13 protein-coding genes and 1 pseudogene are annotated in these 14,526 nt (G+C 73.6%); 7 read left to right on the top strand and 7 right to left on the bottom strand.

What is annotated here, in order from left to right; translation table 11 throughout:
* Positions 1-102 precede the first annotated feature (102 nt).
* Positions 103-1,017, top strand: coding sequence for a helix-turn-helix transcriptional regulator (locus HNP84_RS45705; RefSeq protein WP_185056382.1), 915 nt, complete (start codon positions 103-105; stop codon positions 1,015-1,017).
* A gap of 417 nt (positions 1,018-1,434) precedes the next feature.
* Here HNP84_RS45705 and HNP84_RS45700 read toward each other — a convergent pair whose 3' ends face one another.
* Complete coding sequence (locus tag HNP84_RS45700; protein ID WP_185056381.1) at positions 1,435-2,055, bottom strand: TetR/AcrR family transcriptional regulator; 621 nt, start codon at positions 2,053-2,055, stop codon at positions 1,435-1,437.
* A 57-nt stretch (positions 2,056-2,112) separates the two neighbouring features.
* Here HNP84_RS45700 and HNP84_RS54355 point away from each other — a divergent pair, with 57 nt between their 5' ends.
* Both HNP84_RS54355 and HNP84_RS54350 read left to right on the top strand, forming a co-directional pair.
* Positions 2,113-3,618 (top strand): HelD family protein, encoded by a 1,506-nt coding sequence (locus tag HNP84_RS54355; protein WP_312927190.1) that lies wholly within the window; start codon positions 2,113-2,115, stop codon positions 3,616-3,618.
* A 39-nt stretch (positions 3,619-3,657) separates the two neighbouring features.
* Complete coding sequence (locus HNP84_RS54350) at positions 3,658-4,206, top strand: ATP-binding domain-containing protein (RefSeq protein ID WP_312927189.1); 549 nt, start codon at positions 3,658-3,660, stop codon at positions 4,204-4,206.
* 34 nt (positions 4,207-4,240) lie between these two features.
* Here HNP84_RS54350 and HNP84_RS45690 read toward each other — a convergent pair.
* The 5 genes and pseudogenes from HNP84_RS45690 to HNP84_RS45670 form a co-directional block, all read right to left on the bottom strand.
* Positions 4,241-5,284, bottom strand: a pseudogene (locus HNP84_RS45690) (RNA polymerase sigma factor); the annotation flags it as partial.
* A 143-nt stretch (positions 5,285-5,427) separates the two neighbouring features.
* Positions 5,428-6,579, bottom strand: coding sequence for an FAD-dependent oxidoreductase (locus HNP84_RS45685; protein ID WP_185056380.1), 1,152 nt, complete (start codon positions 6,577-6,579; stop codon positions 5,428-5,430).
* A gap of 70 nt (positions 6,580-6,649) precedes the next feature.
* Positions 6,650-7,459, bottom strand: coding sequence for a methyltransferase domain-containing protein (locus HNP84_RS45680; RefSeq protein ID WP_185056379.1), 810 nt, complete (start codon positions 7,457-7,459; stop codon positions 6,650-6,652).
* A 76-nt stretch (positions 7,460-7,535) separates the two neighbouring features.
* Complete coding sequence (locus HNP84_RS45675; RefSeq protein ID WP_185056378.1) at positions 7,536-8,534, bottom strand: DNA polymerase ligase N-terminal domain-containing protein; 999 nt, start codon at positions 8,532-8,534, stop codon at positions 7,536-7,538.
* A 26-nt stretch (positions 8,535-8,560) separates the two neighbouring features.
* Positions 8,561-10,240, bottom strand: a complete 1,680-nt coding sequence (locus HNP84_RS45670; protein WP_185056377.1) for an alpha-amylase family protein — start codon at positions 10,238-10,240, stop codon at positions 8,561-8,563.
* A 226-nt stretch (positions 10,241-10,466) separates the two neighbouring features.
* On the opposite strand from HNP84_RS45670, the gene HNP84_RS45665 reads away from it, so the two are divergent.
* Positions 10,467-10,682 (top strand): EF-hand domain-containing protein, encoded by a 216-nt coding sequence (locus HNP84_RS45665; protein ID WP_185056376.1) that lies wholly within the window; start codon positions 10,467-10,469, stop codon positions 10,680-10,682.
* On the top strand, positions 10,679-11,059 hold the full coding sequence (locus tag HNP84_RS45660) for a pyrophosphohydrolase domain-containing protein (RefSeq protein WP_185056375.1): 381 nt from the start codon (positions 10,679-10,681) through the stop codon (positions 11,057-11,059). Before HNP84_RS45665 ends, HNP84_RS45660 begins: the two co-directional genes overlap by 4 nt.
* Positions 11,060-11,097: 38 nt before the next feature.
* Here HNP84_RS45660 and HNP84_RS45655 read toward each other — a convergent pair whose 3' ends face one another.
* The gene (locus tag HNP84_RS45655; RefSeq protein ID WP_185056374.1) at positions 11,098-12,414 is read right to left on the bottom strand and encodes a hypothetical protein; all 1,317 of its coding nucleotides are present in this window, start codon (positions 12,412-12,414) and stop codon (positions 11,098-11,100) included.
* Positions 12,415-12,571: 157 nt separating this feature from the next.
* Here HNP84_RS45655 and HNP84_RS45650 point away from each other — a divergent pair, with 157 nt between their 5' ends.
* Both HNP84_RS45650 and HNP84_RS45645 read left to right on the top strand, forming a co-directional pair.
* The gene (locus HNP84_RS45650) at positions 12,572-13,702 is read left to right on the top strand and encodes an NAD(P)/FAD-dependent oxidoreductase (protein WP_185056373.1); all 1,131 of its coding nucleotides are present in this window, start codon (positions 12,572-12,574) and stop codon (positions 13,700-13,702) included.
* Between the two features lie 25 nt (positions 13,703-13,727).
* Entirely contained in the window at positions 13,728-14,363 is a 636-nt protein-coding gene (locus HNP84_RS45645; protein ID WP_246519465.1) for an IclR family transcriptional regulator, read from the top strand.
* The last annotated feature ends 163 nt before the right edge of the window (positions 14,364-14,526 follow it).

The raw sequence follows: 14,526 nt of genomic DNA, 5'->3' as shown, positions 1-14,526 counted from the left end.
GGACAGGATGATGCGCCTGGTCACAGGCGTCCAGCTAGCCCGAAATGCACCTGAGTTAGCACAAAATTCACCTCAGGGGGTGTCCGGATGTATCTTCGCAAGATGCGCGAACCCCCCGTCGGCGCGACCAGCGGGCTCTTCTACTTCACCGACGGCACCCTCGCCTACGCCGGGCACTGGGTGCACGAGAACACCCACCCGGTGCACACCCACAGCTTCGTCGAGATCACCCTCGCGGTCGGCGGCGAGGGGGTGCACCACTCGGTCGCGGGCAGGCAGCGGCTGCGGCGCGGCGATGTGATCCTGCTGCGGCCCGGCGTCTGGCACGGGTACGAGGAGTGCCGCGGGCTGGACATGTTCAACTGCTGCTTCAGCTCCCAGTTGCTGCACCGGGAGCTGGCCTGGACCCGGGAGGACCCGCTGCTGGGCTACCTGCTGTGGACGGGGCCGTACTCGCTGGAGCGCCGGGGCGTGCTCACCGCCCACCTGGACCCCTTCGCGTTCGAGGAGTGCCTGGTCCACCTCGACGCGCTCGACGAACTGGGCCGGCAGCCCGCCGCCCGGCACCGCGGGGACGTCATCGGCCGGCTCTCGCTGTTCCTGAGTCACCTGGCCCGCGCGGCGGCCCAGACCCGGGGCAAGGCGTTCGACGACGCCGGCGGCCCGATCCACCCGGCCGTGGTGCAGGGCATGCGCCTGCTGGAGACCCGCCTCGACCACCGCTGGACCCTGTCGGAGCTGGCCGAGGAACTGCACCTCGCCCCCGGCTACCTGGTGCGCCTGTTCAAGTCCTCGGTGGGGTTGCCTCCGATGGCCTACCTGGCCCAGCAGCGCGCCGAGACCGCCGCCGCGCTGCTCCTCGGCACCGGCCAGTCGGTCTCGGAGATCGGCCAGTCGGTCGGCTGGTCCGACCAGAACTACTTCGCCCGCCGCTTCAAGGCCCACTTCGGCATGAGCGCGACGGCGTACCGGGCCAGGTTCTCCAGCAACGCCTTCCGCCTGGCCGAACACCAGTGACCCCGACACCCTGGCAGGCCGGGGGGGTACGGGCGGATCGGGATCGGGGCCGGGGTGTGGTCGGGGCCGGGGTGTGAGCGGGGCGGGGGCGTGGGCGGGGCAGGGTGTGAGGGGCGGGGCGTGAGCGGAGGCGGGGCGTGAGCGGGGCGGGGGCGGGGCCGGGTGTGAGCGCGGGGCCGGGTGCGTGAGCGGGGCGCGGTGTGAGCGGAGGCGGGGGTGAGCGCGCGGGGCGGGTGTGTGAGTGAGGGGGGGTGTGGGCGGGGCCGGGGCGGTGCCGCGCCGCGCCGCTCCGGCCCCGCCGGCGGACCGGTCGCGGCCATGCCGTATCCACATCATCACTGTGCGTGATGTTCCGGCGTGCTCCAAGGCGGCGGAAGGCGAACCTCACCGCCAGGTGCCCGACTCCTGGCGCGGGGGCTACAGGGCGGGGGCCAGGCCGGTGGCGAGGAGGTCGTAGGCGCGTTCGGCCGCGCGTACGGCGTGCGGGTAGGCGTCGTCGGCGCGCTCGCCGTCGTGGAGGCGGTGCCAGTTGTCGCGGGCCAGGACCCGCTGGACGGCGAGGATCTGGCAGGCGGCCAGGCGGGCGGTGAGGCCGTCCACCCCGGGGCCGCGCAGGGCCTCGGCCAGGGCGCGCTCGTCCTGGGCGGTGTAGTGCAGCACGCGGGTGGCCAGGCTCGGGGTCTCGAAGATCATGCGGTGGAAGGCCAGGACCGCGGGGTGGTCGTTGAGGCCGGTCACCGGGTCGCGCCGGGCGAGCCCGTCGAGGAAGTGGCGGCGCAGCGCGCCGAGCGGCGTCTCCTCCGGCCCGCGCGCGCGTACGACCCGGGCCGCCTCGCCGCGGTGGTCGGCGATGCGGTGCATCACCAGGTCCTCCTTGGTGGGGAAGTACTTGAACAGCGTCGGCTTGGACACCTCCGCCGCCGCGGCCACCTCCGCCACCGAGACCTCGTCGAAGCCCCGCTCCAGGAACAGCGCGATGGCCGTGGCCGAGATCGCCTCGCGTACGCGCTGCCGCTTGAGCTCCCGCAGTCCGGTCATGCCCTCATTCTAACCGAGTTAATATCTTAACTCGGTTAACACTTTCGGGAGGGCATCGTGGACGGCGAGCTGGCCAAGGAGCGGGAGTACCTGGCGCGGTGCCGGGAGGGCATCCGGCGGATGCTCGACGGAGCCCGGCACAACGTGATCATCGGAGAGACCGTGGCGGGCGACCGCTACAGCGCCGAACGGCTGGGCCGCCACCTCAAAAGCCTGGCCAAGGAGTTGAGCGAGGAGCCCGACGGGCCGCCGTTCTTCGGCCGGCTCGACTTCGGCGCGGGACCGCAGGCCGGCGACCACGCCGGGCGGCGGTACTACATCGGGCGCAGGCACATCCCCGGCGAGGGCGGCGCCCCCGCGCCGCTGGTGATCGACTGGCGGGCACCGGTCTCGCGGGCCTTCTACCGGGCCAGTGCCCGCGAGCCGGGCGGCGTGGCGGTGCGGCGGCGGTTCGGCTGGGCCGCGAACGCGGTGGAGCTGACCGGCTACGAGGACGAGCGCCTGGACACCGGGGAGGCCCCGGCCGCGGTGAGCCGCATCCTGGCGGCCGAGATCGAGCGGCCCCGCGTCGGGCCGATGCGCGACATCGTGGCCACCATCCAGCCCGAGCAGGACGAGCTGGTACGCGCCCCGCTGGAGGAGTCGATCTGCGTGCAGGGCGCGCCCGGCACCGGCAAGACCGCGGTCGGCCTGCACCGGGCCGCGTACCTGCTGTACGCGCACCGGCGGCGGCTCCAGCGCGACGGCGTGCTGATCCTGGGCCCCAACCGGGCCTTCCTCGGCTACATCTCGGCCGTGCTCCCCGCGCTCGGCGAGGTGGACGTGGAGCAGACCACCATGACGGCGCTGCTGGCCGGCGACCACCCGCAGTCGCCGGTCAAGGCGGCCGACGATCCCGACGCCGCGGCGGTCAAGCACGACGCCCGCATGGCGACGGTGCTGCGCCGGGCCCTGTACGCCCGGATCGTCAAGCCGGTCGAGCCGATCGCGGTGCCCGACGGGTCGTACCGGTGGCGGGTCTACGAGGACGAGCTGCGCCGGATCGTGGACGACACGCGGCGCGAGACGACCTCGTACGCGGTCGGCCGGGAGCGGGTCGTCTCCCGGGCGGTGGAGCTGATGCGCCGCCAGGCCGAGGCGCGCGGCCACACCCCCAACGCCGCCTGGACCGCCAAGATCACCCGCGCGGTCGGGACGCTGATCCAGCCGATCTGGCCCGCGGTGCGCCCGCAGGAGGTCGTGGCCGGGCTGCTCGGCGACGCCGCCGCGCTGGCGGAGGCGGCCGACGGCGTGCTGACCCCCGCCGAGCAGGCCGCGATCCTGTGGCGCCGGCCGCCGCGGACGTACCGGGGCGCGCGCTGGTCGCAGGCCGACCTGGTGCTGCTCGACGAGGTGGCCGGGCTGCTGGAGCGGCCGAAGGGGTACGGGCACGTGATCGTGGACGAGGCGCAGGACCTGTCGCCGATGGAGTGCCGCGCGGTGGCCCGGCGCAGCGAGCACGGCTCGATCACGGTGCTCGGCGACCTGGCCCAGGGCACCACGCCGTGGGCCGCCCCGAACTGACCCGACCGGCTCGCGCACCTCGGCAAGCCGCAGGCCAGGGTGGTCGCGCTGACGACCGGCTTCCGGGTGCCGGCCGCCGTGGTGGAGGTCGCGAACCGGCTGCTCGCCGCGCTGGACGTGGACGTGCCCGCCACGCGCTCGTTCCGGGCCGACGGCCGGCTGCGGATGCGCCGGGTCGAGCCCGGGGGCCTGCTGCCCGCCGTCGTCGCCGCCGTGCGCGAGGCGCTGGCCCACGAGGGCTCGATCGGCGTGCTCACCGCCGACGCGACCGAGGAGAGCGTGATCGCTGCGCTGTGGGACGCCGGCCTGGACGTCGCCCCGGTACGGGACGGCCGGGCCGGGCGGATCACGGTGGTGCCGGCGTCGCTGGCCAAGGGCCTGGAGTACGACCACGTGGTGCTGGCCGAGCCCGAGCGCATCGCCGAGTCGCGGCCGCGCGGCCTCAACCGCCTGTACGTGTGCCTGACCCGGGCCGTCTCGCGCCTGGACGTGCTGCACTGCCGCCCGATCCCGCACCTGGAGGAACCGGACACGACCCCAGTGGACGCCGCGCCGGAGAGCCCGGACACGACGGCGGCCCGGGGCTGATCGCCCCGGGCCGCCGGCACGGCCTACGCCGCCCTCAGTCCAGGTACTCCCGCAGCGCCTGGGAGCGCGACGGGTGGCGCAGCTTGGACATGGTCTTGGACTCGATCTGCCTGATGCGCTCGCGCGTCACACCGTAGACCCGGCCGATCTCGTCCAGGGTCTTGGACTGCCCGTCGGTCAGCCCGAACCGCATCGCCACCACGCCCGCCTCGCGCTCGGAGAGCGTGTCGAGCACCGAGTGGAGCTGGCGCTGGAGCAGGGCGAAGCTGACCGCGTCCTCGGGCACGATGGCCTCGGAGTCCTCGATCAGGTCGCCGAACTCGCTGTCGCCCTCGTCGCCGAGAGGGGTGCTCAGTGAGATCGGCTCCCGGCCGTACTTCTGCACCTCGACGATCTTCTCCGGCGGCATGTCCAGCTCGGCGGACAGCTCCTCCGGGGTGGGCTCGCGGCCGAGGTCCTGCAGCATCTGCCGCTGCACCCGTGCCAGCTTGTTGATCACTTCCACCATGTGGACCGGGATGCGGATGGTCCGCGCCTGGTCGGCCATCGCCCGGGTGATCGCCTGCTTGATCCACCAGGTGGCGTAGGTGGAGAACTTGAAGCCCTTGGTGTAGTCGAACTTCTCCACCGCGCGGATCAGCCCCAGGTTGCCCTCCTGGATCAGGTCCAGGAACAGCATGCCCCGCCCGGTGTAGCGCTTGGCCAGCGAGACCACGAGCCGCAGGTTGGCCTCCAGCAGGTGGTTCTTGGCCCGGCGGCCGTCCTCGGCGATCCACTCCAGCTCGGCCCGGACATCGACCGGGAGCTTGTCGCCCTCGGTGGCGAGCTGATCCTCGGCGAACAGGCCGGCCTCGATCCGCTTGGCCAGCTCGACCTCCTGCTCGGCGTTGAGCAGGGGGACCTTGCCGATCTGCTTGAGATAGTCCTTCACCGGGTCGGCGGTGGCCCCTGCCGTGGCTATCTGCGCGACCGGCGCTCCGTCGTCATCGTCATCGTCGTCTTCGAGCAGAACGAAGGCCTCGTCCTCCTCTGAGGATTCCGGGGGAAGCGGACCCTCGGACACCGTCGCGTTGGACTCGGCGCGAGTCGAGCGGGCGGGCGACACGGATACCTCCTAGGCATGGAGCCTGGTCTGTCGTGGCTGCCGCACTGCGGAGCGGACCTAACTTCGGTATCAGCTCTAACGTCGCCCGCATCGTGGTCGATTCCCCGATGACGTGCTCAAAGTCGCATTTTCCGATGCCGGGCCGAAAGGTAGGTGCTGACATGGCGGGTCCAGGCGGCGTACGCGCGCGCGATCACGGCGTCGGGCACCGCCCGGAGCAGGCGCGGCGGGGCGTACCTGTCGATGCCCTCGGTGCCCGAGACGCGCGCGGCCGAGCGGGCCCGGCGAGCCCGCGCCCGCTCGTACGCCCGCAGCCGCCCCGCCACGTCCACGCCCTCCGGGACGGCGGCCAGGACCCGCGTCAGCGCCCACGCGTCCTCGATCGCCTGGTTGGCGCCCTGGGCCATGGTGGGCGGCATGGAGTGGGCCGCGTCGCCCATCAGCGTGACCGGCCCGCGCCCCCACACGCGCGGCACCCGCTGCCGGTAGTGCGGGAAGTAGTCGGGCTCTGGGCCGTCGGCGGCGGCCTTGAGCACCTCGGGCACGGGCGCGGCCCAGCCTCCGAACCGCTCGGTCAGGTGGGTGCGCCAACCGGCGCGCCGCCCCCGCTCCCCCTCCTCCGCCCGCTCGTCGAACCACCACAGCAGGCGTCCCGCGCCCGCGGGCATCAGCCCGCACAGGCCCTCCCTGCCGCTGATCAGCACCCCCCGGGTGCCGGCGGCGAGCCCGGCGGGCAGTTCGGCGACGCCCTGCCAGGTGATCCACGCGGTCGGCCGCGCCGGATCGCCGCCCAGGGCGTGCTTGCGCACCACGGACCGCCGTCCGTCCGCGCCCACCACCACGTCGCCGTCCGCCGCCGAGCCGTCCTGGAACTCCACCAGCCCGCCCCCGGCGGCCCGCACGCAGCGGCGGCCGTACCTGACGGTGCCCTCGGGGAGGCCGGCGGCCAGCGCCTCGACCAGGCTCTGCCGTAGCACGTGCACGGCCGGGGCGCCGAAGGCCGCCGCGGCGCGGGTGAGATCGACGGTGAACAGCGTGCCGCCCTCGGCGGCGCGGGCCTCCAGGGCGTCGATCCGGCGGCCGAGCGGCAGCGGGTCGGCGCCGAGCCCGCGCAGGATCGCGGTGCTCCCGCTCCACAGCGTCACCGAGCCGCCGTCGGTGCGCAGCCCGTCGGCCTGCTCGTACACCGTCACCCGGTGCCCGGCCGCGACGAGCCCGCGCGCCAGCGCCAGCCCGCCGACCCCGGCCCCGATGACCACGACCCGCACGCCCGTCCTCCTCCCGCATGCCTCACACGCCCTACCCAGGAGCCCGGGAGGTAACGGTGGTCAGCGGCGGTCAGGCCCGGCAGAGGATCTCGCCGTGCACGATGGTGAGCCAGCCGTCCTCGGCGGCGGCCCAGGCGCGCCAGCCCTGGGAGATCCGGCGCAGGTCCTGCTCCGTCGCCGCGCCGGAGGCCAGGGCCTGGGCGGCCATGTCGGAGGACAGGATGCGCTCGGCCCACATGCCGCCCCACCAGGCCCGGTCCTCCGGGGTGGCGAAGCACCACGTGGAGGCGGTCGCGGTGATGTCGGTGAACCCGGCGGCGCGGGCCCAGGACAGCAGCCGCCGCCCAGCGTCGGGCTCGCCGCCGTTGCCCCTGGCCACCTTCTGGTACAGCGCCAGCCACTCGTCCAGCTCGGGCGACTCGGGGTACCAGACGAAGCCGTGGTAGTCGCTGTCGCGGGCCGCCACCAGGCCGCCCAGCCGGCACACCCGGCGCATCTCGCGCAGCGCCCCCACCGGGTCGGCCACGTGCTGGAGCACCTGGTGCGCGTGGACCACGTCGAAGGAGCCACCGGGGAACGTCATCGCGTGCACGTCGGCCACCGCGAAGTCCACGTTCTCCAGCCCGCGCGCCGCGATCTCCTCGCGCGCCAGCCCCAGCGCGTCCGCGGTCACCTCGGCCGCGGTCACCCGCCCCGGCGCGACCAGCGCCGCCAGGTCGGCGGTGATGGTGCCGGGGCCGGCGCCCACGTCGAGCACCGACATGCCGGGCGCGAGGTGCGGCAGCAGGTACGCCGCGGAGTTCTCCGCCGTCCGCCACCGGTGCGACCTGAGCACGGACTCGTGGTGTCCGTGCGTGTAGACCGCCTGCTTGCGCGCCATCGCGTCCTCCTCGTTCGTCCCATTCGGACGACCGCCACCCTAGCAACGCATCTCACATCTCAAGAAACGCGTATCACTATGTGGACACGAAGATCCAGGCGGAGGACTCGGCGCCCGGCTCGTACGGGGCGTCCAGCCGCTTGGCGACCACGCCGGGCAGGCCCTGCTCGCGGGCGGCCTGGCGCACGGCGCCGATCTCACCGCCCGGCCAGGCGGGCGCGGTCTGCCAGCGCGGGCCCGCGATCTCCAGGGCCTCCAGCGCCGCGCGGCGGCGGGCGTACGGCTCGGCCAGCAGCGCGCGGCCGTCGTCGTAGAGCAGGTCGTAACAGACGTAGATGGGCGTGCCGTCGCCGGCCGGCGAGATCAGCTCGCCGTCCAGCACCACCGCGCGGCTGCCCAGCGCGCCGCCGATGGGCCGCAGCCAGCGCTGCTCGGAGGTGACGTCGCGGAAGCCGTCGCCGGAGCGCAGGGTGAGCCGCCCGCCCTCGACGTACGCCAGCGCGCGGGCGCCGCCCCAGGCGAACTCGACCTGGTACGCGTCGCGGTCGCGCGGCGGCCGGTCCCGCGCCACCGGCAGCATCGGCGCCAGCGGGGCCGGAGGCGGCTGCCAGGAGGCGTCCGGAGGGTCCATCCGGTGGATCATCCAGTTCTTGCCCCTGGTCTGGAACAGGACGTACCGGCCCGAGGCCCGGGACCCGTGCAGCACGATCTTGACCTCGCGGTCGGTCCACTTCTCGGTCTCGTACCTGCCGCGGTCCCAGATCGTCATGGTGCCGCCGCCGTACTCGCCCCTGGGGATCTCGCCCTCGAAGGTGGCGTACTCCAGCGGGTGGTCCTCGGTGTGCACGGCGAGGTGGTTGATCGCCGGGTCGGGCGGCAGCCCCTTGGGCACGGCCCACGAGACCAGCACGCCGTCACGTTCCAGCCGCAGGTCCCAGTGCAGGGACCGGGCGTGGTGCTCCTGGATCACGAAGGTGTCGTCGTCGCCGCGCGGGAGCGGGCCCTCGGCCGGGACCGGCTCCGGCGTACGCTCCGGGTCGCGCTTGCGACGGTATCGCCCAAGCTTGTCCGGCACGTCGGAAGATGTACCCTGCCGCGGCATCAGGCATTGGCCTTCGGCGCGGCCTCCTCCGGCGGCATGCCGGGGAACGTCGCGCGCAGCCACCGGCACCCGTACGGCGGGAGCGGCACCCGCACCTCGCCCTCCGGCCCCACCTTGAAGGCGTCGTCGCCGAACAGGTCGCCCAGCTCGGTGCCGCCGTCGATCCCGGCCAGCACCACCGTGACCTCGGTCTCCTCGTCGGCGAGGTTGTGCAGCACGAGCATCGTGGCGTCGTCCACGTCGGCCCGGTGCGCCAGCACCGCGTGGTCACCGGTCTCCAGCACGGTGCACTTCCCCCAGGCCAGCTCCGGGCACTCGCGGTAGCGCTCGATCAGCTTGGTCATCCACGCCAGCAGCGAGTCCGGATCGCGCCGCTGGTCGTGCACGTTGACGTGGTCGGGCCCGAACGCGCCGCCGGGCATCGCCACCCGCAGCCGCTCCGGATCGGCGCTGGTGAACCCGCCGCCCGGCCCCGGGCTCCACTGCATCGGCACCCGGACCGCCATGCGGCCCTTGGCGTCCAGGTTCTCCCCCAGCCCGATCTCCTCCCCGTAGAACAGCACCGGCGTGCCGGGCAGGGAGAACAGCAGGCTGTAGGCCATCTTGAGCCAGCGCAGGTCGCCGTTCAGCATCGTCGGCAGCCGCCGCCGCAGCCCGCGTCCGAAGATCTGCATCCCCGGGTCCGGCCCGAACGCGTCGAACACCTCCTGCCGCTCCTCCGGCGAGAGCTTGTCCAGCGTCAGCTCGTCGTGGTTGCGCAGGAAGGTCGCCCACTGGCAGTCCTTGGGCAGCTCCGGCCGCTCGGCCAGCGCGCTCGTCAGCGGCCGGGCGTCCGCCCGCGCCAGCGACAGGTACGTCCGCTGCATCCCGATGAAGTCGAAGCACATGGTGAGCTGGTCCCCCAGCCCGTTGCCGAAGTAGGTCAGCAGCTCCGGGTACGGCACGTTCACCTCGCCCAGCAGGATGGCGCTGCCGTCGCGCCGGTTCATGAACGCGCGCAGCTCGGCGAGGAACGCGTGCGGATCGGGCAGCTTGTTGCCCACGTTCTCGATCAGGAACGGCACCGCGTCCACCCGGAAGCCCGACAGCCCCAGCTCCATCCAGAACCCCAAAATCCGGCTGATCTCATCGCGCACCTCGGGGTTGGCGACGTTGAGGTCGGGCTGGTGGGAGTAGAAGCTGTGCAGGTAGTACTGCCGCGACTGCTCGTCCCACGCCCACAGGCTGTCCTCCTCGTCCGGGAAGACCACCGCGTCGGTGTCCGGCTCGGGGGTGTCCGACCAGACGTACCAGTCGCGGTAGCGGGAGTTCCGGCCGGACCGCGCCTCCACGAACCACGGGTGCTGGTCGGAGGTGTGGTTGACGACGAGATCGGCGATCACCCGCATCCCGCGGTCGCGGGCCGTGCGCATGAACTCCACGAAGTCGCCGAACGTGCCGAGCCGCGGGTCGATGGCGTAGAAGTCGGTGATGTCGTACCCGTCGTCCTTCTGGGGGCTCGGGAAGAACGGCATCAGCCAGATGCACGTCACGCCCAGCCGCCCCAGATGATCGACCTGCTGCGCCAACCCCCGGAAGTCCCCCACCCCGTCGCCGTTGCCGTCCTTGAACGTCTCCACGTCCAGGCAGTAGACGACGGCGTTCTTCCACCACAGATCCGACGTGAGCGTCAGCCGCATCCGGTCTCCCCTCCTCAGCCAGGCTCAGCGAGCACACAGGCGCGCTACCCCCAGCAGGACCTCCCGAACGGGTAAAGGCACCTCAAAATCGGGCGGCCCCGCCGATCCTCCGGGGCTGCGGGATGACCGGCGCGGGTGGGGCCGGATCGCTAGGATGCCTCTGATCGCGCCGCGCCCCCGCCGGTGCGGCGCACTGGCGACTGCAGGCCCGGAAGGCGGTTCTCCCATGGCGGATCTGACCGAGTACGCCGCGACCTTCGACCTGGTCGACTCCGACGACGACGGCATGATCTCCGCGCCCGAGATGGCGCGGCTGATGGAGGTGCTCGGCCGCCCGATCGGCCCCGACGCCGCCCAGGCCGCCGTCGCCCGGCTCGACGCGAACGGCGACGGGCTGATCGACCTGGAGGAGTTCGCGGCCTATCTAGCCGCCAACCAGTGACCGACTCCATAGCGCGCTCGGTCAGGGAGTTCCACGACAAGCTCGGGCTGGGGGTCGCCGACTCCCCGGCCCTCCTCCCACCCGAGCAGGCGGAGCTCCGCCGGCGGCTCCTCCACGAGGAGGTCCGGGAGCTGGACGAGGCGGTGGAGTCGGGCGACCTCGTGGCCATCGCGCACGAGCTGGCCGACGTCGTGTACGTCGCCTACGGCACCGCGGTCACGTACGGGATCGACCTGGACCGGGTGCTGGCCGAGATCCACCGCGCCAACATGACCAAGTCACCGCCCAGCGGCGGCAAGGCCCGCAAGGGCCCCGGCTTCGTCCCGCCGGACGTCGCGGGGGCCCTCTACGCGCCGGGTCAGGGCCCCGTCACGTAGTCAGGGCACCGTCACCTAGTCAGGGCACCCTCACCTAGTCAGGGGACCGTCACGTAGACCGTGCCGAACGCCTCGGCCAGCTTCTTCAGGTCGGTCTGGTTGTCCACCTCGGGGGTCGCCGGGTTGTAGAGGGTGGCCAGCCGGGGCTGGACGGCGTCCAGCTTGGCCAGGGCGTCCCAGGTCGGGTTGGCGGCCAGCTTCTCGCCCATGACCCGGTAGACCTGCCCGGAGGCGTCCTGCCAGCGGGTCCACAGGGTGACGGTCTCGGCGGCGTCGTCCATCAGGGGGCCGGAGACGCGCTCGGCGATGGCGTCGGCGGCCTCCTTCTCGGTGAACTGCGACTGGCCGGGGCCGGTGAACGCGGCGTCCTCGGCGGCGATGTGCGTGTCGGCGTCCCAGGCGCGGGCCCGCACCTGGATCCACTGGTTGCGCAGCGCCTCGGCGGCGGTGATCTTGTAGGGCTCGTACTCGGTGCGGGCCAGGCCGCTGTCCAGCGAGAGCTGGTCCACCGAGGAGACGTAGGAGGCGACGACGTCCGGGGCGAGCAGCGGGTACTTCTGCGCCATCGCCGCCTTGCAGGTGTCGTCGGCGCCGCAGCCGAACTCGGGCACCAGGGTGTGCACGGCCAGCTTGCGGCCCGGCGCGGCCGTGCGCAGGGCCGCGGCGGCCTCGCGGACGAACGTCCTGGCCTCGTCGGCGGTCGTGATCGCGCCCTTGGAGAAGCCGAGCTGGGAGGCGAAGCGGATGCCGACCACGCCGGGCTGCAGGGCCAGGGCGGCGGTCTTCTTGACGGCCGCGGTGAACTGCTCCTCGCCCGCCTTCCACTCCTCGGACAGGTCGGTGTCCACCCACACGCGCAGGCCGGCCGCCGTGGCGGCGCCGACGCCCTTGCCGTCGGGGGTCTGCGCGGCCGACTGCACCTCGGCGGCGCTCACCTTCACCTCGTCGGGGGCGGCGGAGCACTGGGAGCCGGGCGGGTCGCACTCGGGGGCCTCGTCGCCGGGCTCCTGGTAGCCGTCGGGCAGCGCGTCGCCCTCGTCGCGGGGCTCGCCGTCGCCTTCGAGGTCGCCGGGGCAGGAGTTGCCCTGCTGGGCGCAGTCGACGATGTTGCCCGGCACCGGCTCGGCGGCCTTGAGGTTCTCGCTGTCGTTGCCCAGCCAGAACCTGGCGATGTCCGCGGCCTCCTCCGGCGTGGCCAGCCAGGTGCACACGACGTACGCCGGGGTGTCCTCGCCCAGCAGGTCGTTGCAGCTGCGCGGGTCGTCCTGCGAGTAGGCCGCGCCGGCGGGCAGGCCGATGCCGAGCACGGTCAGGACCGCGCCGGCGGCGAGGGTCCTGCGGAGGTTCCAGCGCATCTCATGCTCCCGGGCGTCCAACACACAAGATCGCACCAAACCCTACAGATCTCCCCGGGAGGCGGCCAGGGTTCGCACGCATCTTGCCGGAGAAAGGGACATTAAGCCACGGTTGCCAGAAAACACCGCGCGAGCGTACGAGGGGGCGGGCCGGAGGATGAACAGTGCCATCGTGGTCGGGGCGGGGATCTGGGGCACGTCGGTGGCGCTGCGGCTCGCCGACACCGGGTGGGACGTGACGCTGGTCGAGCAGCACGGCTTCCCCGGCCATCTGCGCCAGGCCAGCGCCGGCGAGACCCGGCTGCTGCGCTGCGCCCACGGCGGCGACGAGTGGTACGCCCGGCTGGCCTGGCGGGCCCGCGACGGCTGGCGGGCGCTGGAGCGGCGGGCCGGCGAGGACCTGTACCTGGAGGCCGGGCTGGTGTGGTTCGCGCACCGGATGGACGGCGCGGAGCGGCTCAGCACCGCGGCCCTGGAGCGCGCCGGGGTGCCGTACGAGGTGTGGGACCCCGACCGGCTCGCCACCCGCTTCCCGGACGTGCGCGTGGCCGGCCTGGCGTTCGCGCTGTGGGAGCCGCACGCCGGGGTGCTGCGCGCCCGGCGCGCGGTCCAGGTGACGGCGGGGCTGGCCCGCGACGCCGGCGTGCGCCTGGTGACGGGGCGGGCGCGGCCCGGCCCGGACGGCGAGGTCGTGCTCGGCGGGGACGTGCTGCGGGCCGACCGGGTGGTGTGGGCGTGCGGGGCGTGGTTGCCGCGCGCCTTCCCCGATCTCGCGGCGACCGCCGGGATGACGGTGACCCGGCAGGACACACTGCACTTCGCCGCCCCGGGCGAGGAGTGGCGCACGCCGCCCACGCCCGCCTGGATCGACTACGACGCCTCGGCATACGGGCACGGCGACGTGGACGGCGCCGGGCTGAAGGCGACCTCCGACGCGGAGGGCGAGCCGTTCGACCCGGAGGGCGGGGAACGGCTGATCGCGCCGGGGAGCGAGCGGGCGGCGCGGGCGTACCTGCGCACGAGGTTCCCGGCCCTGGCCGCCGCGCCGGTGCAGCTCGGCCAGGTCTGCCAGTACGCCCTGACGCCCGACGCCGAGTGGATCATCACCGAGGTGTCGGAGGGCACGTGGGTCCTCGGCGGCGACTCCGGCCACGGCTTCAAGCACGCCCCGGCCCTGGCCGCGTACGTGGCGGGGCTGCTGGAGGGCGAGTACGGCCCCGAGCCGCGCTTCGCCCCGGAGGGCCGCACCGCCGTGCGCGGCCTGCGCACCAGCGGGAGCGTCATGTAGTCACAGCAGGTGCCACAATTGCGCCATGATGGCCGCGGAGTCCTCGCAGACGCTAGAGCGCGGGCTGCGCCTGCTGAGGCTCCTCGCGGAGGGGCACACCGGGCGCACCCCCACCGAGCTGGCCGGCCGGCTCGGCGTGAGCCGCCCCGCGGTCTACCGGCTGATCACCACCCTGGCCGGCGAGGGGTACGTCCGCCGCGACGGCGAGGGACGCGTGCACCTGGGCTTCGGCGTGCTCGTGCTGGCCCGAGCGGTGCAGCCCCTGCTCCGCGCCGCCGCCCTGCCGACGCTGCGCGCCCTGGCCGAACAGGTCGGCGCGACCGCCCACCTCACCGTCGCCGAGGGCGACGACGGCCTGGCGGTCGCGGTCGCCGAGCCGTCCTGGACCGACATGCACGTGGCCTACCGCGAGGGCTCCCGCCACCCCCTCACCCGCGGCGCCGCCGGCCAGGCGATCCTCGCCCTGCGCGAGGGCCGCTCCGGATACGTCGTGACCGAGGGCCAGCTCCAGGACGGCGCCCGAGGGCTCGCCGCCCCGGTCGCGGGCCTCCCCTGGCTGGAGGCATCGGTCGGCGTGGTCACCTTCGGCCCCCTGGACGCCGCCGAGGTCGGCCCGAAGGTGTCCGAAGCCGCCCACGCCCTGACCGCCGCACTGGCCTGACCGGCGTCCCTCCCTCACCGCGCACGCGCCCCCGCCTGCACAGCGGCACCACAAGCCCAGCAGGCACCATCGGCGCACTTCTATCCGGTTTCAACCTGGCTGTTGACATTACCGGGCCAATCCCGGATTGTCGTACGTATAGAGGACGTCGATGTCCGTTAAA

Origin of the sequence: Thermocatellispora tengchongensis, from assembly GCF_014202315.1 — a bacterium.
Lineage (GTDB): Bacteria > Actinomycetota > Actinomycetes > Streptosporangiales > Streptosporangiaceae > Thermocatellispora > Thermocatellispora tengchongensis.
This window is presented reverse-complemented; position numbering and strand designations above follow the sequence as displayed.